The organism is Variovorax monticola (assembly GCF_051216855.1).
In the GTDB taxonomy this organism is placed as follows: Bacteria; Pseudomonadota; Gammaproteobacteria; order Burkholderiales; family Burkholderiaceae_C; genus Variovorax.
Map to the genome: position 1 here is coordinate 23,343 of NZ_JBPJZP010000003.1, position 22,905 is coordinate 46,247.

Consider the following 22,905-nt stretch of genomic DNA (forward strand, 5'->3'; position numbering starts at 1 on the left):
CAAAGCGCCAACGAGCGTTGTTTGGGGGGGTTACCAAAGTGCAATGTCGGCGCACGGCGGTGAGAGCAGATGAACTTTTCCGCCGACTTCGCTGTCCCTCAACCCCATGATGAAACGCTGGCCCCTCCTCGCGTCTGTCTTCTCGCTGTGTGCCCTGCTCGCCGCCGGTTGCTCCACGCTCGACGCGCAGCAGCGTGAATGGATCTTCCAGCCCAGCGACCGCAGCTGGGGCAACACCGCCACCATGACCCAGGGCATGGAGGACGTGTGGATCGACTTCCAGTCCTCCCTCACCGGCGAACCGGCCCGCCTTCACGGCCTGTGGCTGGGCGGCGCGCCCGAAACCACCGACACCCCCGTGCTGCTGTACCTGCACGGCGCGCGCTACAACGTGGCCGGCTCGGCGCCGCGCATCCAGCGCATGCACGAGCTGGGCTTCTCGGTGCTGGCCATCGACTACCGCGGCTTCGGGAAGAGCTCCAAGGGCCTGCCGTCGGAGGAATCGGCTCGCGAAGACGCCCGTGCCGCATGGACCTGGCTGGCCGCGCGCCACCCCAAGCAGCACCGCTACATCTTCGGCCACTCGCTGGGCGGCGCCATCGGCATCGACCTGGCCGCGCACGTCAACGACGAGAGCGGCACCATCGTGGAGAGCACGTTCACCTCGATCGCCGACGTGGTCAGCAGCTTCAAGTGGGGCTGGCTGCCCTTCGGCCCCTTCATCACGCAGCGCTTCGACGCGATCGACAAGGTCAAGGACATCGGCGCGCCGCTGCTGGTGGTGCACGGCACGGCCGACAGCCTGATCAACCCGACGCTGGGCCGCAAGCTCTACGACGCGGCCACGGTGCCCAAGCAGTTCGTGCTGGTCGAAGGCGGCTCGCACCACAACACCAATTCGGTCGGCGAGACGCAATACCGCGCCGCGCTCACGCAGCTGTTTCGCATGAAGCCGGAGAACATGGTCGCCAGCAACGGCGGCGTGCCGCGCCCGACGCCCAAGCTCGCCCCGCCGGCCGCCGGCGGGCTCACACCGCAGGACGTGAGCGGCAAGGTGCTGCCGCTGGTGCCCGCGGCCATCTGACGAACGAGGGGCCAGCCGGCACACCGGCCGCCCTTGAAGCCCCGGTCCCCGGCCGGGCACGCGCCATTTGCTACCCTCGGCGCACCATGTCTCCCAGCTACGTTCCGGCCGCCGAGGCCGCTCCCCCGGCCGCGCCAGGCGCTGCGTCCTTCACAGCCCCCCAGGTTCCTCCCCGCTACGTCGCGCTCGCAGGCCCCACGGCTTGCGGCAAGACCGCCGCCGCGCTCGCGCTGGCGCGCCTGCAGCCCGTCGAAATCATCTCGGTCGACTCGGCGCTGGTCTACCGTGGCATGGACATCGGCACCGCCAAGCCCACCGCCGCCGAGCGGGCCGCCGTGCCGCACCACCTGATCGACATCCTCGATGCGCGCGAGAGCTACAGCGCCGCCGCCTTCGTGGCCGACGCCACACGGCTGATCGGCGAGATCCGCGCGCGCGGCGCGCTGCCGCTGCTGGTGGGCGGCACCATGCTGTATTTCAAGGCGCTGTTCGACGGCATCGACGCCATGCCCGCGGCCGACGCGGCCGTGCGCGCGCGCATCGACGCCGAGGCCGCCGCGCTCGGCTGGCCCGCCATGCACGCGCGGCTTGCGCTGGTCGACCCGGTGACGGCCGCGAGGCTCGCGCCGCAGGACAGCCAGCGCATCCAGCGTGCGCTCGAAGTGTGGGCCAGCAGCGGCCAGCCGCTGTCGAGCTTTCACGCGAGCGACAACAAGACCGCCAAGCCGGTGGAAGGCGGCGTGCTGTTCTCGCTGGAGCCCACCGACCGCGCCTGGTTGCATGCACGCATCGCCGAGCGCTTCGACGCAATGCTGGCGGCCGGCTTTCTCGACGAGGTTCGTGCGCTGCGCGTGCGCGGTGACCTGACGACCGACCTGCCCTCGATGCGCTGCGTCGGCTACCGCCAGGCCTGGGAAACGCTGGACGCCTGTGGCGATGCGGAGCCCGACGCCAAGGCGATGGCCGACCTGCGCGAACGCGGCATCGCCGCCACGCGCCAGCTCGCCAAGCGGCAGGTCACCTGGCTGCGCAGCATGCCGCAGCGCACCGTGATCGCCTGCGACACCCCCGACGCGGTGCCCACCGCCGTTCAACTGATTGCCAAGACCACCCAAGCCGGATGACGCTGCGCATTACCAACCTCGGCAAGCACTACGGTGAATCGCCCGTCTTCGAGAACGTGACGCTCAGCGTAGAGCCCGGCGAGTTCGTCGCCATCGTGGGGGAGTCGGGCGTGGGCAAGTCGACGCTGCTCAACTGCATGGCCGGCCTCGACAGCTGGGACCAGGGCACGGTGACGCACGACGGCACCGACATCGGTGCGCTGGGCGGCGAAGCCTGCGCGCTCTGGCGGCGCAGCCACGTGGGCTTCGTGTTCCAGGCCTTCCATGTGCTGCCGCACCTGGACGTGGCGCAGAACGTGTCGCTGCCGCTGATGCTGCTGGGTGAGAAAAACAAGGACGACCGGCGCGTCGCACAGATGCTCGACGCCGTGGGCCTGCCCGACATGGGCGCGCGGCTGCCGCAGACGCTGTCGGGCGGCCAGCTGCAGCGCGTGGCCATTGCGCGCGCACTGGTGCACCGCCCCGCCCTGCTGCTGGCCGACGAGCCCACGGGCAACCTCGACCCATCGACCGCCGCGAAGGTGATGGACCTGCTGATCGGCCAGACCCGCGAGCACGGTGCGTCGCTGGTGCTGGTGACGCACTCCGAAAGCGCGGCGGCCCGCGCGGACCGCCTGCTGCACCTGACAGCGACCGGCATCCGCGCCTGACCCGGCTTGCGGCCTGCTGCTTACTGCGGCGGCGCGATCAGCGCGGCAAAGCGCGACAGGTCGACGTTGCCGCCGCTGATCACGATGCCCACGCGCTGGCCCGCGATCGCCTTGCCCGCCGCGATGGCGCCCGCGAAGGCGAGGCAGCCGGTGGGCTCCACCACCATCTTCATGCGCTCGGCGAAGAAGCGCATGGCGTCGACCAACTGCGCGTCGGTCACGGTGAAGATGTCGTCCACGTCGCGGCGGATGATGCCGAAGGTGTACTCGCCCAGGTGCTGCGTCTGCGCGCCGTCGGCAATGGTCTTGGGCGTTTCGATGTGCACGATCTGCCCGGCACGAAACGACTGCTGGCCGTCGTTGCCCGCCTCGGGCTCCACGCCGTAGACCTTGCAGTTCGGCGCCAGCGCACGCGCAGACAGCGCCGAACCCGACAGCAGCCCGCCGCCGCCGAGGCACACGAACAGGTGATCCAGCGGCCCGGTCTCGTCGATCAGTTCCTTCACCGCCGTGCCTTGGCCCGTGAGCACATCGGGGTGGTCGTACGGCGGAATCATCGTCATGCCGCGCGCCTGCGCGAGCCCCTTCGTCAGCGCCTCGCGGTCTTCGGTGAAGCGGTCGTACATCACCACTTCGGCGCCGTAGCCCTTGGTGGCGGCCACCTTGGCGGCGGGCGCGTCCTTGGGCATGACGATCACGGCCGGCATCGACAGCAGGCGGGCCGACAGCGCGATGGCCTGCGCATGGTTGCCCGACGAGAAGGCGACCACGCCGCCCTTGCGCTGCGCGGCGTCGAACTTCGACAGCGCATTGAACGCACCGCGAAACTTGAAGGCGCCCATGCGCTGGAAGTTCTCGCACTTGAAGAAGAACTGCGCGCCCCAGCGTTCGTTGGCAGTAGTCGATTGCAGCACCGGCGTGCGGTGGGCATGGCCTTCGAGCCGCGCGGCCGCGGCGATGACGTCGTCGTAGGTAGGTAGTTGCATGGGTCCGAGCTTAGCGGGGGCTTGCAAATTTTTGCAGGCCCGATGGGTAAAAACCCGGTAGGCGCGGAGGCCTCAAAGTTCGTACTCTGTATACAGAGTTCAGAAAGAGGTTCGCCATGCCCGCCCAGCTCGTCAGCATCGAGGTCGCCCCCGACCTTGTCGACCAGGTCTACCGCGCCCTGCTCGGCGCCATCAGCAGCGGCACGCTCGCGCCGGGCGAGCGCATCACGCAGGAGGACATTGCGCAGCGCCTGTCCGTGTCGCGCCAGCCGGTGCTGCAGGCGCTGCGGCTGCTGAAGAAAGACGGCTTCGTGCTGGACGCGCCCGGCCGCGGCGTGCTGGTGGCGCCGCTGGAGGCCGAGGCGATGCGCCAGGTCTACCAGGTGCGCGGCGCGCTCGACGTGCTGGCGGCACGGCTGGCGGCGCAGCAGCGTTTTCGCATCGACCCCAAGCTCATCGAACGCGGCCGGCGAACGGCCCGCGGGCGCAACGTCGAAGCCATGATCGACGCCGACGTGGCCTTCCACCAGGCCATCTACGAGGCCTCGGGCAACCCGCTGATCGGCCAGAGCGCCAGCCCGCACTGGCGCCACCTGCGCCGCGCGATGGGCGCGGTGCTGCAGGCCGAGCCGCAGCGCGAATCGCTCTGGGACGAGCACGAGGCCATTGCCGCGGCCATTGCGGCGGGCAACGCGAGCCGCGCCGCGCGCCTCAGCGAAGAACACGTCTCGCAGGCGAGCGAGGCACTGAGCGAGCGGCTCGCGCACCTGGCGCTTCAGGCGCTTCAGGCGCAGGCCGCATCCATGACCCCACCGACCACCCAAGGAGACAAGGCATGAAGCTGACCCCCGAGCAACGCGCGCAGTTCGAGCGCGACGGCTACCTGTTCTTTCCCGGCCATTTCTCGGCCGAGGAAACCCGCACGCTGACCGACGCGGTGCCGGAGCTCTACAGCAAGCGCGAGGCCTTCAACGTGCGCGAGAAAGGCTCCGACGCCGTGCGCACGAACTTCGCCGCGCACCTCATCAGCGAGCCTTTCGCGCGGCTGGCGCGACACCCGCGCATGGTCGGCCCCGTGATGGACCTCTTCGACGAAGAGGTCTACATGCATCAGTTCAAGATCAACGGCAAGATGGCCTTCGAGGGCCAGGTGTGGCAATGGCACCAGGACTACGGCACATGGCTGAACGACGACCTGATGCCCACCGAGCGCGCGATGAACGTCGCCATCTTCCTGGACGACGTGAACGAGCACAACGGCCCGCTGATGTTCATTCCTGGCAGCCACCGCAAGGGCGTGGTGGACGCGAAGCACGACCTCACCACCACCAGCTATCCGCTGTGGACGGTCGACAACGCGCTGATCGCCCAACTCGTCGAGCGCGCCGGCGGCAAGGACGGCGGCATCGTCTCGCCCAAGGGGCCGGCGGGTTCGATGATCCTGTTCCACAGCTGCCTGGTGCATGCCTCGGGCAGCAACCTGTCGCCGTTCAACCGGGTGGCGGTGTACCTGAGCCTGTGCGCCGTCGGCAACCACATCCGGCGCCACAAGCGGCCCGAATTCATTGCGCACCGCGACTTCACGCCCATCGAGATGCTGCCCGACGACTGCCTGCTGGCGCCCTACCCGGTCGACGTGCCGTGGAAGCACGGCCTGCCCGAGAGCGCGCTGCGCACCTCGCTCGACGTGATCGAACCCGTGGAGGCCTGAACGCCATGAGCCTTTACACACGCCTGCAGCAGCGCGCCGCCGAAGGCCGCCCCATTCGCATCGGCCTGATCGGCGCCGGCAAGTTCGGCGCGATGTACCTCGCGCAGATTCCGCGCACGCCGGGCGTGCAGCTGGTGGCCATTGCCGACCTGTCGCCCGACGCGGCGCGCGTCAACCTCGAGCGCGTGGGCTGGCAGCCCGAGCGCGCCGCCGCCGGCTCGGTGCAGGAGGCCCTGAAGCACGGCACCACCTGGATCACCGACGACTGGCAGGCGGTGACGCGCGAGCCGTCCATCGACATCGTGGTCGAGTGCACCGGCAACCCCATCGCCGCGGTCGACCACTGCCTGGACGCCTTCGCGCACGGCAAGCACGTGGTCAACGTGACGGTGGAGGCGGACGCCTTCTGCGGCCCGCTGCTCGCGCACCGTGCGCGGCAGGCCGGCGTGATCTATTCACTGGCCTTCGGCGACCAGCCCGCGCTGATCTGCGACCTGGTCGACTGGGCGCGCACCTGCGGCTTTCCGGTGGTGGCGGCCGGGCGCGGCCACAAGTGGCTGCCGCACTTCACCGAATCGACACCCGAGACCGTGTGGGGCAACTACGGCCTCACGCCCGAGCAGGCGCTGCGCGGCGGGCTCAACCCGAAGATGTTCAACAGCTTTCTGGACGGCTCCAAGCCGTCGATAGAAAGCTCGGCGGTGGCCAACGCCACCGGCCTCACCGTGCCCTCGGACGGCCTGCTCTACCCGCCCGCGAGCGTGGAAGACATTCCCTTCGTCACGCGCCCGAAGAGCGAGGGCGGCGTGCTGGAGCGCAAGGGCATGGTCGAGGTAGTGTCCTCGCTCGAAGCCGACGGCCGCAAGATTCCCTACGACATCCGCATGGGCGTGTGGGTCACGGTGGAGGCCGAGACCGACTACATCAAGAACTGCTTCGAGGAATACAACGCACACACCGACCCGAGCGGGCGCTACTTCACGCTGTACAAGCGCTGGCACCTGATCGGGCTGGAGGTCGGCATGTCGGTGGCCAGCGTGGCGCTGCGCGGCGAGCCCACCGGCGTGGCCACCTGCTGGAACGCCGACGTGGTGGCCACCGCCAAGCGCGACCTCGCCGCGGGCGAGATGCTCGACGGCGAAGGCGGCTATACGGTGTGGGGCAAGCTGCTGCCGGCCGAGCGCTCGTTGCGCCTGGGCGGCCTGCCGCTCGGCCTGGCGCACAACGTCAAGCTGGTGCGCCCGGTCAAGAAGGGCCAGAGCCTGAGCTGGGCCGACGTGGCGATCGACACCGCTACAGGCGCCTACCGGCTGCGCCAGGAGATGGAAGCGATGTTCACGCCCGCGGTGCAGGCCAGAGCCGCCTGACAACGGCCATGGCAAGGCCGAAATGATCCATTGCGCCCAGGCGCCATAACGTCAAAAATATTCGGCTTCGCAGCTTTTCAACGACAGGAAACCATGCTCCTCCAGGCGCCGGCCGCCGATCGTGCGGCACGTGAGTCCTACGGACGCTTGCTCGCGATCCTGTCCACGCGCACGCACGACATCACCGCCTCGGAAGATGCGCTGGGCTACGCCTTCGCGCGCGCGCTCGACCGCTGGCCGGCCGACGGCATTCCGCCGCAGCCCGACGCCTGGATGCTGAGCGCGGCGCGGCACCGCAAGCTCGACGCCTGGCGCCACACCCGCGTGCAGGACAAGGCCACGCAAACGCTGATGCTGCTGGCCGGCGAGTTCGACGAAGGCGGCACCGACGGCGCGGCCCTGCCCGACGAACGGCTGCGCCTGCTCTTCGTGTGCGCGCACCCGGCCATCGACGCGTCGGCGCGCGCGCCGCTGATGCTGCAGACCGTGCTGGGCATAGCCGCGGCGTACATGGCGCCCGCCTTCCTGACATCGCCTTCCGCGCTGGCCCAGCGGCTGGTGCGCGCCAAGGCCCGCATCCGCGCGGCCGCGGTTCCTTTCGAGTACCCGCAGGCGCGCGACCTGCCCCATCGGCTGCGGGAGGTGCTCGACGGCATCCACTCGGCCTACGGCAGCGGCTGGGACGACGTGGCCGGCGCCGACGCGCTGCCCCGCGGGCTGACGGCCGAAGCCATCGACCTGTGCCGCATCCTGTGCCGGCTGATACCGGACGAACCCGAGCCGCTGGGGCTGCTGGCGCTGATGCTGTTCGGCGAAGCGCGCCTGGCGGCGCAGCGCAGCGACACCGGCGCCTATGTGCCGCTCGACCAGCAGGACATCACGCGCTGGAACCACGCGCTGCTGGCCGAGGCCGAGCACCACCTGCGCCAAGCCGCCACCCTCGGATCGCTGGGCACGTACCAGCTGAAGGCCAGCATCCAGTCGGCGCACTGCGAGCGCCGTGCGGGCGCGCCCGTGCCTGCCGAAGCCCTGGTGTCGCTGTACGAACGCCTGCTGGGGCTGCGTCCGAGCGTCGGCGCGCAGGTGAGCCTGGCCTGCGCGCTCGCCAACGCCCGGGGGCCCGACATCGGCCTGCAGGCGCTCGACGCCATCGCGGCCGACGCGGTGGCGAACCACCAACCCTTCTGGGCTGCGCGCGCGCAACTGCTGGCAACCGGCGGCGCGCGCGCCGCGGCGCGCAAGGCCTACGACCGGGCCATCGGCCTGAGCACCAGCGCGGTGGTGCGGGCCTACCTCAACGCCATGTCGCAGCGGCTGTGAACCCGCCGCGGGCGCCCACCCGGGCTGCCGGTTACTCCTGCGGCACGGCGACGGCTTCGCCGACCCGGCGCCCTTCCAGCTGGCTGCCGCCCTGCGCCAGCGTGACGCCGACCACCGCCTGCGCGGCGTCGCGCCGGAACACCAGTTGCGCGCCGATGCCGGTGACCGCAAAACGGTCGGGGCCGGTCGGCGTGAGCGCGCTGTAGCCGCGCCCTGTCTCGCGCACCAGCAGCTTGCCGTCGCGCACCGTGAAGCTCAGCGCCTTGGTCTTGCTGACGCGGAACTCGCCCTTGTAGTCGTCCAGGCGCTTCGCATCGACAGGCACCTCGACGGTCGACACCGGGTAGCGGCTCTTGCCGATGGCCAGCATCACGGACTGCAACGGCGCACGCGCGTTGCTGCTGAGCACGATGATGGCCTCGCCGGTGTCGGGCGCCAGCAGCCAGAGCGTGCGGTAGCCCTCGGTAAGCCCTGCGTGCCAGTAGGTGCGGCGTCCGCCCTGGGAGCCGCGCACCATCACCGCATAGCCGATCTCGGCGCCCTCGTAGCGCGCCAGCGGCGTGAGCATGCGCGCGGCGGCCGGGCCCAGCGGGCCGGCGGCGCCGGCCAGCACGGCGCGGCTGAAGGTCATCATGTCGGCGGCCGTGGAACGCAGGGCGCTGGCCGGCGCATAGGCCAGCATGTCGAACAGCGGCTGGCGGCGGTCGCCCGCAAAGGCCGGGGCCATGCGCGAGGCCTTGTCGCCGAGCGGGATCACGGTGTCGTTCATGCCCAGCGGCTCGGTGATGCGCGCGCGCACCAGCTCGCCCCACGAGGTGTCGTAGCGCTCGGCCAGCAACTGGCCCAGCAGTGCCATGCCGAAGTTGCTGTACGCGGCCTCGCACGGAGGCGCGGCCGACGTGAGCCTGATGCGCGCGAGCGCGGCCCAGAACATCGGCTTGTCGAAGGTGCGGAACTGCTCGGCCAGCGGCGCGCCGCCGGTCACGCCGTCGGCCATCACGGGCATGCAGCCGGTGTGCGTGACCAGTTGGCGCAGCGTGACCGAGGCCACCGCCGGCGACACCCCCTCGCCCTCGACCTTGCCGGCCAGCAGCTTGCCCACGGTGTCGTCCAGCTTCAGGTCGCCGCGCTCGACCGCCTGCGCGAGCAGCAGGCCGGTGAAGACCTTGGTGATGGAGCCGATCTCGAACATCGGCTGCTCGGCGCTGTTGGCGGCAATGGCGCGCGGCGGCGATGACGATGGCAAGGGCGGCTGGGCGTTGTAGGCCGCGCCGTAGGCCGCGCCGTAGGCCGCCTGCCCGTTGCGCAGCGTGCCGACCACCAGCGTGCCGCGCTCGGCGCCGAGCGCGGCCTTGGCCAGCACGGCCGGGTCGCTGGCCAGCATGAGCGTCGCTTGAGGTTGCGCCGCGGCAAGGCCTGCCAGCAGCGGTGCGAGGACACACGCCGCAAGCCAGGGGCGGCACAGGGCATCGGGCAAGAGCCGCATCGTCGGGTTCCTCAGGCGTCGTCGAAGAGGCGCCATGGTGCCACGCCTGTGCAATCTTTTGCGCGCCGCCACAATCGATGCATGCGCGCATTGCTCACCACCTTCTCCTGGCAGGAACTCCGCCACCACCCCTGGCGCAACGCGGCGGCCGTGCTGGCCGTGATGCTGGGCGTGGCGCTGGCCTTCTCGGTGCAGCTGATCAACGCCTCCGCGCTCGACGAGTTCTCCAGCGCCGTGCGCTCGGTGAACGGCCAGCCCGACCTGGAAGTGCGCGCCGTGCAGGGCGGCTTCGACGAGGCCGTGTTCGCCCGGCTGGCCCGGCATCCGCAGGTGACGCTCGCGAGCCCCGTGGTCGAGTTCCAGGGGTTGGCACTGGTGGGGGACAACCACACGGCGAACCCGGCCGGCGACAGCCAGGTGCCCATGCGCGTGATCGGCATCGACGCGCTGGTTCTGCCCACCATCGCGCCCGCGCTGATGCCGCAACCCGCGCCCGGCGCCGACCGCTTCGCGCTGTTCTCGCCGGGCCATGTGTTCCTCAACGCCGCGGCGCGCAGCGCGTTGGGACTGCCCGCGCAAGCACCCGCCGGCGCCGCGGAAACAGTGCAGCTGCGCAGCGGCGACGCCTGGCAGAAGCTGGCCGTGGCAGGCCATGTCGCCGCCAGCGGCACGGCGCTCGCGGTGATGGACATCGGTGCCGCGCAAGACCTGTTCGGCCGGGGCGGCCGGCTCAGCCGCATCGATCTGCGGCTGGCGCCCGGCACCGACCGCGCCACCTTCATCGCCGCGCTGCAGAAGTCGCCCGACTGGCCTGCCGGTGTGCAGTTCGCCGAGCCGGGCGATGCGGCGGAACGCGTGAGCAACCTGTCGCGCGCCTACCGCGTCAACCTCACGGTGCTGGCGCTGGTGGCGCTGTTCACGGGCGCGTTCCTGGTGTTCTCGGTGCTGGCGCTCAGCGTGGCCAAGCGCGCGCAGCAGTTCGCGCTGCTCGGCGTGCTGGGCCTCACGCCGCGCGAGCGGCTGCGGCTGGTGCTGGCCGAGTCGCTGGTGCTGGGCCTGATCGGCAGCGCGGCCGGCCTGGCGCTGGGCACCGCGCTCGCGGCCTTCGCGCTGAAGGTGCTGGGCGGCGACCTGGGCGGCGGCTATTTCGAGGGCGTGGCGCCCACGCTGCACTGGAGCGCCGGCTCGGCCCTGCTGTACGGCGGCCTGGGCGTGGTGGCCGCGCTGGTCGGCGGCTGGTGGCCCGCGCGCGCCGCGCAGGCGCTGCCCGAGGCGCAAACGCTCAAGGGCCTGGGCGCTGCGCCCGTGCAAAGCAACGGCCACTGGCTTGCACTCGGGCTGATCGCGCTGGGCGCGGTGCTGGCCAACGTGCCTGCCATTGGCGGCATTCCCGTGGCAGCGTACCTGTCGGTGGCCTGCCTGCTGGTGGGCGGCATCACCGCACTGCCCTGGCTCATCGCGCTGCTCTACGACCGCATCGCGCCGCTGTTCGCGCAGCGCGTGCTGCCGATGCTGGCCGTGGAGCGCGCGCGGCGCATGCGCGGCACGGCGGCCGTGGCGGTGAGCGGCGTGGTCGCGAGCCTGAGCCTGGCGGTCGCGCTCACGGTGATGGTCGCGAGCTTTCGCGATTCGGTGACGCAGTGGCTGAACGTGGTGCTGCCCGCCGACCTGTACGTGCGCGCCACCTCCGGCGGGCGCGGCAGCAACAGCGGCGGCACCAGCAGCACCGACACCGCGACATTCGCACCCGCTTTCGTGCAGGCGCTGGCGCAGCTGCCCGGCGTGGCGCGCACCGGCACGCTGCGCACGCAGACGCTGCAGCTCGACGCCACGCGCCCGGCAGTGGCGCTGATCGCGCGCAGCCTGGAAGGCGGTGCGACGCAGTCGTTGCCATTGGTCGGTTCGGCGGTCACCGTGCCCGAGGGGCAGATCGGCATCTACGTGAGCGAGCCGATGGTGGAGCTGTACGGCGCCAAGCCCGGCACCACCTTCGCGCCGCTGGCGGACGCCATGGGCATGTCGGCGTCGTCGAAGAAGACACCATCGTTCTTCGTGGCCGGTGTGTGGCGCGACTACGCCAGGCAGTTCGGCGCGATCACCATGGATGCGCGGGACTACGAGCGCATCACCGGCGAGCGCAATGTGAGCGACGTGGCGCTGTGGCTGGCGCCCGGCGCGTCCGAGGGCGAGGTGCAGACGGCGGTGCGCGCCCTGGCGGCACGCCAGGGCGGCGGCTCCGCCGAGTCGGTGGAGATTGCGTCGGTCGGGCAGATCCGCGTGACCTCGCTGCGCATCTTCGACCGCAGCTTCGCGGTGACCTACTGGCTGCAGGCGGTGGCCATCGCCATCGGCCTGTTCGGCATTGCCGCGAGCTTCAGCGCGCAGGTGCTGGCGCGCCGCAAGGAGTTCGGGCTGCTCGCGCACCTGGGCTTCACGCGGCGGCAGGTGCTGGCGGTGGTGGCGGGCGAAGGCGCGGCATGGACGGCCATCGGCGCGGTCGCGGGGCTGGGGTTGGGCCTGGCGGTGTCGGTGGTGCTGGTGAAGGTGGTGAACCCCCAGAGCTTTCACTGGAGCATGGATTTGCTGGTGCCGTGGGAGCGGCTGTTGTTGCTGTGTGCCGCGGTGGTGGCGGCCGGAACGGTGACGGCGTGGATGGCCGGCCGCGCAGCCGCCGGCAAGGACGCGGTGCTGGCAGTCAAGGAAGACTGGTAAGAAAACACAAAGAAACAAGCAAAGGCTGCTGCAGAAGCGAAGCGCTTGCAGCGCCGTGGTGGCCGAGCGAAGCAAAGGCTCGCGCGGTTCCCCAGCCCCTCTGGCTGCGCCGAGGAGCGGAGCGTTTCGCGGATGAGGGCTCGCCGAGACCCGGCCCCGAAAAGTAATTCCAAAGCCAGCACACAGCCAGCGCCCGATAGAAATACAAGGCATGACTTGTAGACTGCCAAGCTATGCAGCAAACCCCTTCTTCCCCCTCCTGCAGCGGCTGGCTAGGCGGCGCCATCCGCCGCATCGAGGCCGACTACCAGCGCAGCGCCGACACGCACCTGATCCCCCTGCCCCTGCCCTCCCTGGCCGCGCACGGCATCGACCTGTACCTGAAGGACGAGTCCACGCACCCCACCGGCAGCCTGAAACACCGGCTCGCGCGCTCGCTCTTCCTGTACGCCCTGTGCAACGGCTGGGTGCGCCAGGGCACGACCATCGTCGAGGCGTCGAGCGGCTCCACGGCAGTGAGCGAGGCCTACTTCGCGCGACTGCTGGGCCTGCCCTTCATCGCGGTGATGCCGCGCACCACCTCGCCCGAGAAGGTCGCGCAGATCGCTTTCTACGGCGCCAGCTGCCACTTCGTGGACCATGCCGCGCAGGTGTACGAAGAAGCCCGCGCGCTGGCCGAGCGCACCGGCGGCCACTACATGGACCAGTTCACCTACGCCGAGCGCGCGACCGACTGGCGCGGCAACAACAACATCGCGGAAAGCATGTTCCAGCAGATGGCGCGCGAGCGGCATCCGGTGCCGAAGTGGATCGTGGTGGGCGCGGGCACGGGCGGCACCAGCGCGACCATCGGGCGCTATGTGCGCTTTCGCTGCCACGACACGCAGGTGTGCGTGCCCGACCCCGAGGGCTCGGTGTTCTCGGCCTACCACCGCACGGGCGACACCACGCTCACGGCGGCGGGCTCGCGCATCGAGGGCATCGGCCGGCCGCGCGTGGAGCCGAGCTTCGTTCGCACGCTGGTCGACCGGATGATCGAGGTGCCCAACCTCGACTCGGTGGCGGCAATGCATGCGCTGTCGGCGCTGCTGGGCCGCAAGGTCGGCCCGTCGACCGGCACGAACTTCATCGGCATGCTGGCCGTGGCGCAGGAGATGCGCTCTGCCGGCCAGCAGGGGTCCATTCTTTCGCTGCTGTGCGATGCGGGCGAGCGCTACCTGCCGAGCTATCACGATGCCGCGTGGGTGCGCAACGCGTTCGGCGACGTCGCGCCGGTGCAGCAGCGCATCGATTCGCTGGTGGCGGCGTGATGTCTTCCGTGCCGTCCATGCCGTCCATGCCTTTCGTTTCGCGGCGCAGCCTGCTGCTGGCGGCGCTGTCGGCGGGGCCCGTGGCGGCCTGGGCGCTGCCCGAGCGCAGGCTCGAATTTCCGCGCGACTTCGGCAGCCACCCCGACCTGCACACCGAGTGGTGGTACATCACCGGCCATGCGAAGACACCGGCCGGGCGCGAGTTCGGCTTTCAGGTGACCTTCTTCCGCTCGCGCGTGGAGGCCGCGCAGGGCATGCGATCGGCCTTCGCGGCGAAGAACCTGGTGTTCGCGCATGCGGCGGTCACCGACCTGGAAGGCCGCGTGCTGCTGCACGACCAGCGCATCGCGCGCGCCGGCTTCGGCGTGGCGGAAGCCAGCACGAGCGACACCGACGTGCGCATCCGCGACTGGTCGCTGGTGCGAGAGAACGGCCTTTACGTGGCGCGCATCCCGGCCGGTGAGTTCTCTCTCGACCTGCGCTTCACGCCGACGCAGCCGGTGCTGCTGCAAGGCAAGGCGGGCCTGTCGCGCAAGGGGCCGGACGAATCGCAGGCAAGCTACTACTACAGCGAGCCGCAGCTCAAGGCGCAGGGCAAGCTGACGCTGAAGGGCCAGGCTTTCGACATTGGCGGTGCAGCCTGGCTCGACCACGAATGGAGCGAGGCGTTGATGCACCCCGAGGCGGTGGGCTGGGACTGGATCGGCATGAACCTGGACGACGGCAGTGCACTCACCGCTTTTCATCTGCGGCGCAAGGACGGCAGCGCGTTGTGGGGCGGCGGCTCGTTTCGCACGCGCGACGGGGTGACGCGCATCTTCAGTCATGAAGAGGTGAAGTTCGAGGCGATCAAGTCGTGGGACAGCCCGCGAACGCAGGCGAAGTACCCGACGCAGTGGCGCGTGCAGACGCCTTCGGGCAACTTCGAAGTGCGCGCGCTGCTGGACGACCAGGAGTTGGACAGCCGCGGGTCGACGGGCGGCGTGTATTGGGAGGGGGTGAGCGACCTGCTCGATGCGCAGGGGCGGCGCGTGGGGCGCGGGTACCTCGAGATGACGGGGTACGCGGCGCCGCTCAAGCTCTGATGCTGCCAGGCCTCCTGGACAGTATCGCTGGGCCGCTGGCTCAATGCCAGTTGGCAGCAATAACGGGCGCCAGACTGCTTTGATAATTGGCTGGTAGCGTCGTCTGACCCGAGGTCGGAGGCGCAAAGCCCGCCATGGCCTGCACCAGGTTTTGCACTTGGCTGTCCACCAGCGTCTTCCCATTGGCGGACTTGAACTGTTCAACGTGGTACTGGCTGCCCAAGTACCATTTTTCTATCACCAGCTTGTCCGCAGTTCCAACCAAGCTGACCTCCAGGTCACTTCCCGCCTGACGAAACCACAGTTGATCTATTTCAACGGTGGCGGCAAACAGTGCGACGTCGACATGACCAGGCGTCGCATCGTTCTCGCCGATGCGGTCGACGCCATAGCCTCGTCCCATCAGATAGACGTCGCTCCCCGAGCCGCCATTCAATGTGTCGTCACCTCCCGCGCCGTCCAACCAATCGTTGCCCGCGCCGCCGCTCAACGAGTTGGCCTGTGCATTGCCAACCAGCCTGTTGTTCAGCGCATTGCCGGCGAGTGTCACTGCTGCACCTGACAACAAGCCGTTCTCGACGTTCTCGGGCAGAGTCATGTTTACTCCTGCGTACACCGTGTCGATTCCTTCGTTCTCGGCCTCGATCAACATGTCGCCGACGTCGTCGACGTAGTAGACATCGTTGCCGGCGCCACCCGCCATGCGGTCGGCCCCTTGAGCGCCGTCCAGCGTGTTGTTACCCGCATTTCCAGTCAAAGCATTCGCAAGCTGGTTGCCGGTCGCGTTGATGTCATGCGTACCGGTCAAGCGAAGATCCTCCAGGTTGTTGCCGAGAGTCCATGACACCGATGACAGGACCGTATCGACACCGGCATCGATGTCTTCAGCGACCGTATCGAGTTGGTTGTCCACGACATAGGTGTCGTTGCCTGCGCCCCCCAACATGTCGTCGGCCTCTGCCCCGCCGTCGAGCCTGTTGTCGCCGGCATTGCCCAACAGACGATTGCGCTGCCCGTTGCCTGTGCCATTGAGGCTGGCCATGCCCGTGAGCGCCAGCACTTCGACGTCGTCGCTCAGTTGATAGCTCACGCTGGAATGAACCGTGTCGTAGCCGCCACCGGGTAATTCATTGACCTTGTCGCCAACGTTATCGACGACGTAGGTATCGTCGCCGGTGCGCCCGGTCATGCTGTCGGCGCCAATCAGCCCATCGATCATGTTGGCGCCTGCATCCCCTGTCAGCGTGTCGTTTCCGCCCGTGCCCAAGATAGCCAACGGTTGCATTGGACCGGAAGTCGAGGACGAAGCGATCGCCAGCGGCGCTGCGCCCGCCACAGTACTCGAGCTCACCTTCGACACGGGCAATGGCGTTGCATCCGCACTGCCCGCAAAGATGAAATGGGCAGCCGTGAGGGCGGCCGGGTCGATGGCGGAGAGCCCGACCGAAACAGTCGATTGCCCCTCTGCCTGGGCCAGTACACGAGTGATGAACTTTCCGTTGATGTTCAACGCCTTGTTGATCTTGAGTTGGCTGAAATCCTTGATCCAGGCGAACTGGCTCAGGTCGATTTTGTCTGCCGTCAATTCAAAGTCCGAGATCAGATTGCTGGCGCCTATGTCGTTGCCGTAGAAGCCCATCGATGGCGAGCCTCCGCCATCCGGGGCGACCAGAAAACGATCTGCGCCGGCCCCTCCCGTTCGCACGCCGGTGCCAGGCCGCCCCGTCGAGAAGGAAATGCGTCCTTGATCGCCGTCGAGCACCAACACGTCGTCGCCCGCCCCACCGTCCAGAATGTCCAGCCCCGCGCCGCCCAGCAACCTGTCGTTGCCTGCGTTGCCCGACAAGGTGTCGTTGCCGCCTCCCCCTATCAGAAGATCATCACCCGCTGTGCCTTGCAGCACGGTATCGCTGTCCGCGCCTGCGGCAGTGCCCTGACCGGCTTGCTGCCATGCCTGGAGCGCGGCCTGCGACGCGAAGAATTGAAACTGCGCAGCACCCAGTTGGTTCACCTGGCGATTGCGCACCATCACGCTCTGGCCGTCGCCAAGTTCCAGCCGAACGTCCGCCCCGACCTGAGTGCGGACTAGCGTAGCGAAGTTAAGGTTTCCAAAGCCCACCAACGCGATGGTCTCGGGGGCGGCCACGTTGTCGCCGGTTGCAAAGTCAACGATCGCATCCTGTGCACCGGCGTCCTTGCAGATGACAAACAGATCGCTGCCTGCACCTCCCGTAAGCACATCATTGCCCTTGCCCCCGTCCAGCGTGTCGTTTCCATCCCCGCCACTGATGACATCCGCGCCGCGCCCGCCCATCAGCACATTGTTCAGCCCATTCCCCGTCAACATGTCGTTGCCGTCGCCGCCAAATGCAATTTCGATGTCGCCAGCAATGCTCAGCGCCGCGCCGGCGATCTTGCTGGCACTGCCGTTGATCAGGTTGATGGTGCTGTCGCCAGTGACGGCGCTGGCGTTGATCGTATCCCTGCCACCATTGCCGTCGGCTAAAGCATTGCGCGCCATGCCGGCATTGTTCGCGTATTCGTTGGTGTAGACGTAAAGGTCGTTGGTGTCGGCTTTCTTGCCGTATAGATCCAGCGTCCAGTTCTTGAGCGTTCCGACATTGCCGGTCGCCGCATCAATGACTTGCAGTGTCCAGTTGCCCGCGCTTTGCTCTCCCAGCACATGGGTGGTGTTGAAGCTGAAGCTCAACTGCCCCGATGATGCGTTGCCCAGATCGGAAGCAGCGCTGCCCGGCGCCTTGTCGGGCCGGTTGACCAGGATGCTCTCGGTTCCGGAGGGCGAAATCAGCTTGACGATCAGATCGCCCCAACGCTGATGCTCCAGTTCGAGTGTGACTTGCGCGCTCTCGACTTTCAGCCCCGATCCCACGGAAAGCGTGCGTGCCAGCATGGCCGAGCCATCCGGAATGGCTGCTTTGAGAATGCCGCTTGCCACCGTCGTAGCGAACTGGTTTGCGTACGTGCTCTGCTCGGTCCAGGTTTCGGCCAGCCGCACAGCGGCACGGGCGTCCACTTTGCCGAAGCCGTAGTCGTGGCTTACGTGCATCCCGCCGCCATTCCAGGTCTTCGCACCATTGGCGACCCAGTCGGTTCCGTTCGGTTCGGCGACCTTCGTCGCCGTCATTGCAAGGATGGCCTGAATGTCCCGGTAGCCGAGCGCAGGGTTGGCTTCGAGCATCAGCGCGATGACGCCTGACACGATCGGCGCCGCAAAGCTGGTGCCCTTGCTGGTGGCGTAGTCACCCCCGAAAGTCGATCCGTTGTCCGCGATCAATTCGCGACTGGTCGAGTCGATGTTGCTGCCTGGTGCAGACACCAGAATGGAAGCGCCTGGGTTGCTGAAAGGCTTGCTCCCCAGTTGAAGCGTGCCCAGGTCGCTGGGCGCGTTGATGCTGCCTGCAACTATCACGGCTCGGTTGGCGGTCAGTGCGTTGTAGTTGGTGTTGGCGCCGGTCGCGCGGTCGTTGCCGCCAGCCATCACGATGGCAGTGCCCAGGCCGTTTCGACCTTGGGCGACAGCCGCAAGAATGCCCTTCTCGAGCGCGCCCGTGGGAACCACGTCCAACCCGAAGCTCATCGTGGGCCCCCAGGAGTTGTTGACCACATCGAAATTCTTGAACTTGGCCAGTGCGTCGGTGATTTCCTTGCTGAGTCGACTGACTTCCAGCCCTTCGCCCTGAATGTAGTGCCCCGCCAGAGATGCGTTGTAGGCCACGCCGATGCCGCCCTCGCCGTTTCGTGCCGCGACCATGACACCGGCCACCATCGTGGCGTGGCTGCTGAAGGTTTGCGGCGTGTCGTTTCTTCCATTCGCATCCAGCGTGTTCAGCCAAGCCCTGTCGGCATTGGGCTGGAGGTCAGGATGCCGATAGTCGAAAACCTCCGCACCCGTGCTGTACGCGCCGCCCGGCTCGAACTGACCGATCCGGATGCCCTTGCCGCTGTAGTCCTGCCACACAGGCAAGACATTGATATCGCCGAGATACCACTGCTCCACCGCCAGCGGATCGCTCGGCAGGTCGCCGGTCTGCAGGTACACGGCCGCTTTCATGGGCTCGGTCTGGCCGGTGGCGCTGTTGCTCACCTCGGTGAAATGGCCATCTGCGTCCTTCACCTTGTAGTTGAAGCTCATCACGCCTGTGTGGCCAGCGTCGGGCGTGAAGAGCACATCGCCGCTGGCAGTGAGCGCGACGGTGCCGCCCTTGGCGTCAAGCACCTCAGTGATCTTGAGTTGGCCGATGTCGCTGTCCCAATCGCGGTCGTTGAGAAGCAGTTGGTTTTTGGACAGCAAATGCGCCGCCGTGCGAGTCAAGGCCTGGCCCGCCGAATTGACGGTCAGTACGTCCTTGACCGGCAGAGGGCTGCCGATGGCCAAGTCGACGCGGTCGACGTCGGCAAAGCTGAGCTTCTCGACACCGGTCAGCGTATCGGCGCCGTCCTGCCCGGACCGGGTGTCGACCACGCGATAGCGGGCACTTCCATCCACCCCGTCGAGCTTGGTGATGCGGTAGTCGGCATAGCTGCCGGCGTACTGCGCGACGTCAGTGCCGTCGCCACCATTCAGGTAGTCGTCGCCCCGTCCGCCGATCAGCACGTCGTTGCCCGCGCCGCCACTCAGGATGTCGTCGTCTAGGCCGCCGTCGAGCACGTCGTCGCCGACGCCGCCGAGCAAGCGGTCGCGCCCGCGATGGCCACGAATCAGATCGTTGCCTGCACCACCGTCGAGAGCGTCGTCGCCATCTTCGCCGGACAGCACGTCGTTGGCCGTGCCACCGATGATCATGTCGTCTCCCGCGCCGCCGCGCACCACCACGGTGGAGCGGCCACCGCCCACGAAGACGTCGTTGCCCACACCACCGACGGCCATCTCGATGTTGCTCTGGCTCAGGTTGAGCGAGACGCCCTGGGCGCCCACCGCCTGGGCAACGTCGAAGCCATCGCCACCGTCCACGCGCTTGTCTGCTGCGTCGATCAGCAGCACGTCGTCTCCAGCGCCGCCCAACAGAGTGTCAGCGCCTGCGCCGCCGGCCAGCCAGTTGTTGGCGGCATCGCCCGTGAGGATGTCGTTACCCGCGCCGCCCGTCAGGTTGCGCACCTTGAGAGAAGCGGCATCGAGGGTCTCGGTGACGGAGGTATCGGTGTTCTTCGACACGTAGGCGGTCGTCACGCCTGCGCCACCCGAGGTGGTCTCGGTGACAACCGTAATGCCGCTGCCGGTCTGCGTGACCGTGCTGCCAGCGGGGTTGGAGAGGAAGTTGGCCGCAATGGCCTCCCTGCTGACGCCGCCTTGCATGAAGGTGCCTCGGGCCAGCACTTCGTTGCCATCGCGTACCTCGCCGCTTTGCGCAGTGGCGGCCAGGTCGATGGCCGTGATGCCCAGGTCGGCGAAGGTCCTGAGCTCTCCCGCATCGGTCTTGCCGTCGTGGTTGGCATCGACCCAGACGCGCAGGTTGCTCCAGGCCGCGTCCGCTGCGGTGAAACCGTTGTCTGCGTTGCTGTCGAGGCTCTTGAGCGCCGCGAAGCCGTTCGCATAGGGCTTCGTGCCGCCGACTCCGCTGGAACCGGCCACGCCGTTGTAGTACTCGCTCAGCGTCTCGCCGATGTTGTTGATCTTGCCGTCGCCGTTGAGGTCGTGCACCACGATGCCGTCTTGCGCACTGACCCAGCCGGTTTGCTCCAGCGAGCCGCCATCGTTGTCGGCATCGAAGAGGACGGGCGACGTGCTGTAGTCGGTGAGCTTGACACCGCCGCCGTCAAGGTCCAGCACCAAGGGGTCGACCGGAGCGAGGTTGAAGTTGAAGGCGGAGGCGTTGTTCAGGCTGCTGCCAAACAAGCTGTAGTTGACCGGACCGCCCACCGGATCGGTGTTGCCGATTGCGCCACCGCTGGAGACTGGCAGGCCCAGGCCACTGGATGCATTGATGTTCAAGCCGAAATTGGCATTGCCCGGACGAAGACCGTCGGTGATTGCGTAGCCAATGAGTGCTTGGTTGCCGGTGGCGGTATTGACGTTCCAGAAGTTGGGGGCAATGCCGACTGTGTGGTTGCCAGTGGAAACCAGGTTGTTGTTCGACGAGCTCGGGCCTCGGCTGGTGCCATCGGGTGTGGACGTCTCGCTGGGCGCGCGTGCGGTTGTGGCTGTGCTGACACTTACGGTGTTGACTTCGGTGCCGTTGGCTTGGGGAGCCGCCACAACGGTGCCATTGGCATTGACTTGCTGCACTGTGACATTGTCTGGCAGTAAGGTTCCTGGCAAATAGGTGTTGGTCGTCGCGATATAGCCACCGTCGAGGGCGTACCACTTCACATCTTTAGTCGCAACCAATCGATAGGTCCCATCGGACTGTCGTGATTCTCTCGTTTCCGTGTGCCCGTCATGGTAGCCGTCGATGGTTGTTGTGATCCGCGTACCGTTGTTATAGGTAGCGGTGGAGACATAACTTCCATCGGGGGCGACTTCCTCCGAAAAATCCGCAAGCCCTCCTGGATCGGTCAGCGCCTTCGCGCCAGGCAAAGTGCCGGGGACCACACGGGGGGGCGCGTACTCCGTCGTGAATCGTGTCTGGTACGACGCAGGAATAGCGCTCTTTCCGGTTGCGTGAACGTAGTCCACCAACGCCGTCCCGTTCAAGCCCCGTGCCTTGCCTTCCGCCTCCACCACGAGAAGCTTTCCAGCCACGCTGTTATCGCCCGTGAGCGCGTTGAAGTGACCGATACCCAAACGCCCTGCGGTGACCTCGGCACGCAAAGTCTGGAGGTCTGCGTACCAGCCAGCTACCTCTACTTTGTTCGCTAAATCGACAGAAGCAACGAAACGATCGAAACCGGTCAGATCGGGCCGGAAAGTGCTCGGGCCTTCCACCTTGAGCCGATAGGCCTCATCAAGCATCGCCTGACGGTTGGAGTGATCGACTTCGTGGATCACCATGCCCAGAGCGCCTACATTCACGGCAAGCGCACCGGGCTTAGTCGGAAGGGCGAACATCGCCTGCTCCGCGCCCTGAGGCACAAACCAGGTCGGGTCGAGCATGATGGAAAATTTACCACCACGATCAATGAACGCCTTTGTTCCACGATCATTGCTGAATATCGCTCCCGCCTTGGCTGTCGCGAGTTCTGCTGGCGTAGCCAGCACGAACACGACGTCGCCGCGCGCCGTAGCGGCCGAGAGGCCTGCATTGCCAAAAGCGTTCTGATTGAGTGCGGTGACGAAGTTCTGCAGCGCGATGGGATCCAGATTTTCTGCCCGTCGCAGCAGATTGAAAACCGCGTCATTCGTGGTAAATGTGGCCATTGCTGTACTCCTTTAAGTTAAATGTTTTGCTGGCTTGAATGGTGGCGAGACAACTGCCCCAGCCCAATATAAAAATCACGGTCGCGCTGTTCGGAAACGGTGAGGTGAACCCCGGACTGTTAGGCCAGCCGTCATGCGGTCCAGCTTCGTAGGGTGTGTGAACGCCGGCCCGCTGGTAGACGAAGGGCTGCCCCCAATGCGCCTCCAGCAAACGGGACGGATAGCACACAGGATCCCGCTTGGCCCCACCACCACCGACGACCACTTGGACGCCCCATGTATTGGTTTTAAGGTCATCCCAGTAATACAAGCTTGTTCCCCAGATCGCATCGCCGGGGGATCGACGCGGCACGAGCCGCTCGCCCATGTTGCGTCCGCCTTCGTTGTCCTTGAATGTTCGCAAGTTCTCAGGTCGCATATCCAAAGCCGCATAAATCCCCTCGCGGTCGAGGATCAAACCCGGTTCAATGTGCAAGCGTTTGACGGAATCGATGAGCCGCTTGAGTTCGGGCGACAACTCGGTCGCAACTGGCTGTCCGCCGTAGGTTCCGCCTGGTTGTGCAGGGCCTTCCGGGTATTCCGTACTGCCGCCCGCTTGAGCCCACACAGCCCATGCCGGCGAAGCGGCCCACAAACCCATCGCTAATTTCCAAGAAACACTGAAAGACTGATTTCGTCTTTTTTTTCTTGGGAATCGTCGTCGATCAAAAAGAAAACTTTTCATTTTGAAAATCCATCCGTTGGGGGTTGAAATA

General features: G+C 67.3%; 14 protein-coding genes. 10 read left to right on the forward strand and 4 right to left on the reverse strand.

Annotation, left to right across the window (positions count from 1 at the left end; translation table 11 throughout):
* Positions 1-109: 109 nt before the first annotated feature.
* From ACSFA5_RS11280 to ACSFA5_RS11290, 3 genes are all read left to right on the forward strand, one after another.
* A complete protein-coding gene (locus ACSFA5_RS11280) occupies positions 110-1,084 on the forward strand; it encodes an alpha/beta hydrolase (protein WP_435444124.1) in 975 nt (324 codons plus the stop codon).
* An 86-nt stretch (positions 1,085-1,170) separates the two neighbouring features.
* Positions 1,171-2,208: a tRNA (adenosine(37)-N6)-dimethylallyltransferase MiaA gene (miaA, locus tag ACSFA5_RS11285; RefSeq protein WP_435444125.1), complete on the forward strand. Its 1,038-nt coding sequence runs from the start codon at positions 1,171-1,173 to the stop codon at positions 2,206-2,208.
* Complete coding sequence (locus ACSFA5_RS11290; protein WP_435444126.1) at positions 2,205-2,858, forward strand: ABC transporter ATP-binding protein; 654 nt, start codon at positions 2,205-2,207, stop codon at positions 2,856-2,858. The genes miaA and ACSFA5_RS11290 overlap by 4 nt, the downstream gene beginning before the upstream one ends.
* 20 nt (positions 2,859-2,878) lie before the next feature.
* On the opposite strand, the gene ACSFA5_RS11295 is transcribed toward ACSFA5_RS11290, so the two are convergent.
* Positions 2,879-3,844, reverse strand: a complete 966-nt coding sequence (locus ACSFA5_RS11295) for a threo-3-hydroxy-L-aspartate ammonia-lyase (RefSeq protein ID WP_435444127.1) — start codon at positions 3,842-3,844, stop codon at positions 2,879-2,881.
* 116 nt (positions 3,845-3,960) lie between these two features.
* Here ACSFA5_RS11295 and ACSFA5_RS11300 point away from each other — a divergent pair, with 116 nt between their 5' ends.
* The 4 genes from ACSFA5_RS11300 to ACSFA5_RS11315 all read left to right on the forward strand — a co-directional run bounded on the left by ACSFA5_RS11300 (position 3,961) and on the right by ACSFA5_RS11315 (position 8,242).
* Entirely contained in the window at positions 3,961-4,683 is a 723-nt protein-coding gene (locus tag ACSFA5_RS11300) for a GntR family transcriptional regulator (RefSeq protein ID WP_435444128.1), read from the forward strand.
* Positions 4,680-5,555: a phytanoyl-CoA dioxygenase family protein gene (locus ACSFA5_RS11305; RefSeq protein WP_435444129.1), complete on the forward strand. Its 876-nt coding sequence runs from the start codon at positions 4,680-4,682 to the stop codon at positions 5,553-5,555. The genes ACSFA5_RS11300 and ACSFA5_RS11305 overlap by 4 nt, the downstream gene beginning before the upstream one ends.
* 5 nt (positions 5,556-5,560) lie before the next feature.
* Positions 5,561-6,922 carry an NAD(P)H-dependent oxidoreductase gene (locus tag ACSFA5_RS11310; protein WP_435444130.1) on the forward strand — a complete coding sequence of 454 codons (1,362 nt, stop codon included), beginning with the start codon at positions 5,561-5,563 and terminating at the stop codon, positions 6,920-6,922.
* A gap of 93 nt (positions 6,923-7,015) precedes the next feature.
* Positions 7,016-8,242 (forward strand): RNA polymerase sigma factor, encoded by a 1,227-nt coding sequence (locus ACSFA5_RS11315; protein ID WP_435444131.1) that lies wholly within the window; start codon positions 7,016-7,018, stop codon positions 8,240-8,242.
* Positions 8,243-8,273: 31 nt separating this feature from the next.
* On the opposite strand, the gene ACSFA5_RS11320 is transcribed toward ACSFA5_RS11315, so the two are convergent.
* Positions 8,274-9,728 (reverse strand): serine hydrolase domain-containing protein, encoded by a 1,455-nt coding sequence (locus ACSFA5_RS11320; protein ID WP_435444132.1) that lies wholly within the window; start codon positions 9,726-9,728, stop codon positions 8,274-8,276.
* An 81-nt stretch (positions 9,729-9,809) separates the two neighbouring features.
* Between ACSFA5_RS11320 and ACSFA5_RS11325 the strand changes: the two genes are divergently transcribed.
* The 3 genes from ACSFA5_RS11325 to ACSFA5_RS11335 all read left to right on the forward strand — a co-directional run bounded on the left by ACSFA5_RS11325 (position 9,810) and on the right by ACSFA5_RS11335 (position 14,835).
* Complete coding sequence (locus ACSFA5_RS11325; protein WP_435444133.1) at positions 9,810-12,440, forward strand: FtsX-like permease family protein; 2,631 nt, start codon at positions 9,810-9,812, stop codon at positions 12,438-12,440.
* 233 nt (positions 12,441-12,673) lie between these two features.
* The gene (locus tag ACSFA5_RS11330) at positions 12,674-13,750 is read left to right on the forward strand and encodes a PLP-dependent cysteine synthase family protein (RefSeq protein WP_435444134.1); all 1,077 of its coding nucleotides are present in this window, start codon (positions 12,674-12,676) and stop codon (positions 13,748-13,750) included.
* Between the two features lie 26 nt (positions 13,751-13,776).
* The gene (locus ACSFA5_RS11335; protein ID WP_435444135.1) at positions 13,777-14,835 is read left to right on the forward strand and encodes a lipocalin-like domain-containing protein; all 1,059 of its coding nucleotides are present in this window, start codon (positions 13,777-13,779) and stop codon (positions 14,833-14,835) included.
* A gap of 40 nt (positions 14,836-14,875) precedes the next feature.
* Here the strand turns inward: ACSFA5_RS11335 and ACSFA5_RS11340 are convergent, their stop codons facing one another.
* Positions 14,876-22,150, reverse strand: a complete 7,275-nt coding sequence (locus ACSFA5_RS11340; RefSeq protein WP_435444136.1) for a S8 family serine peptidase — start codon at positions 22,148-22,150, stop codon at positions 14,876-14,878.
* Positions 22,128-22,874, reverse strand: coding sequence for a hypothetical protein (locus tag ACSFA5_RS11345; RefSeq protein WP_435444137.1), 747 nt, complete (start codon positions 22,872-22,874; stop codon positions 22,128-22,130). The genes ACSFA5_RS11340 and ACSFA5_RS11345 overlap by 23 nt, the downstream gene beginning before the upstream one ends.
* Positions 22,875-22,905 lie beyond the last annotated feature (31 nt).

What these genes read in the sequence shown, in the direction of transcription:
- ACSFA5_RS11335 (WP_435444135.1), top strand. Translation starts at nt 13,777, where the DNA reads ATGCCTTTCGTTTCGCGGCGCAGCCTGCTGCTGGCGGCGCTGTCGGCG.
- ACSFA5_RS11345 (WP_435444137.1), bottom strand. Translation starts at nt 22,874, where the DNA reads ATGAAAAGTTTTCTTTTTGATCGACGACGATTCCCAAGAAAAAAAAGA.
- ACSFA5_RS11290 (WP_435444126.1), top strand. Translation starts at nt 2,205, where the DNA reads ATGACGCTGCGCATTACCAACCTCGGCAAGCACTACGGTGAATCGCCC.
- ACSFA5_RS11310 (WP_435444130.1), top strand. Translation starts at nt 5,561, where the DNA reads ATGAGCCTTTACACACGCCTGCAGCAGCGCGCCGCCGAAGGCCGCCCC.
- ACSFA5_RS11330 (WP_435444134.1), top strand. Translation starts at nt 12,674, where the DNA reads ATGCAGCAAACCCCTTCTTCCCCCTCCTGCAGCGGCTGGCTAGGCGGC.
- ACSFA5_RS11300 (WP_435444128.1), top strand. Translation starts at nt 3,961, where the DNA reads ATGCCCGCCCAGCTCGTCAGCATCGAGGTCGCCCCCGACCTTGTCGAC.
- ACSFA5_RS11305 (WP_435444129.1), top strand. Translation starts at nt 4,680, where the DNA reads ATGAAGCTGACCCCCGAGCAACGCGCGCAGTTCGAGCGCGACGGCTAC.
- ACSFA5_RS11315 (WP_435444131.1), top strand. Translation starts at nt 7,016, where the DNA reads ATGCTCCTCCAGGCGCCGGCCGCCGATCGTGCGGCACGTGAGTCCTAC.
- ACSFA5_RS11320 (WP_435444132.1), bottom strand. Translation starts at nt 9,728, where the DNA reads ATGCGGCTCTTGCCCGATGCCCTGTGCCGCCCCTGGCTTGCGGCGTGT.
- ACSFA5_RS11340 (WP_435444136.1), bottom strand. Translation starts at nt 22,150, where the DNA reads ATGGCCACATTTACCACGAATGACGCGGTTTTCAATCTGCTGCGACGG.
- ACSFA5_RS11295 (WP_435444127.1), bottom strand. Translation starts at nt 3,844, where the DNA reads ATGCAACTACCTACCTACGACGACGTCATCGCCGCGGCCGCGCGGCTC.
- ACSFA5_RS11280 (WP_435444124.1), top strand. Translation starts at nt 110, where the DNA reads ATGAAACGCTGGCCCCTCCTCGCGTCTGTCTTCTCGCTGTGTGCCCTG.
- ACSFA5_RS11325 (WP_435444133.1), top strand. Translation starts at nt 9,810, where the DNA reads ATGCGCGCATTGCTCACCACCTTCTCCTGGCAGGAACTCCGCCACCAC.
- miaA (WP_435444125.1), top strand. Translation starts at nt 1,171, where the DNA reads ATGTCTCCCAGCTACGTTCCGGCCGCCGAGGCCGCTCCCCCGGCCGCG.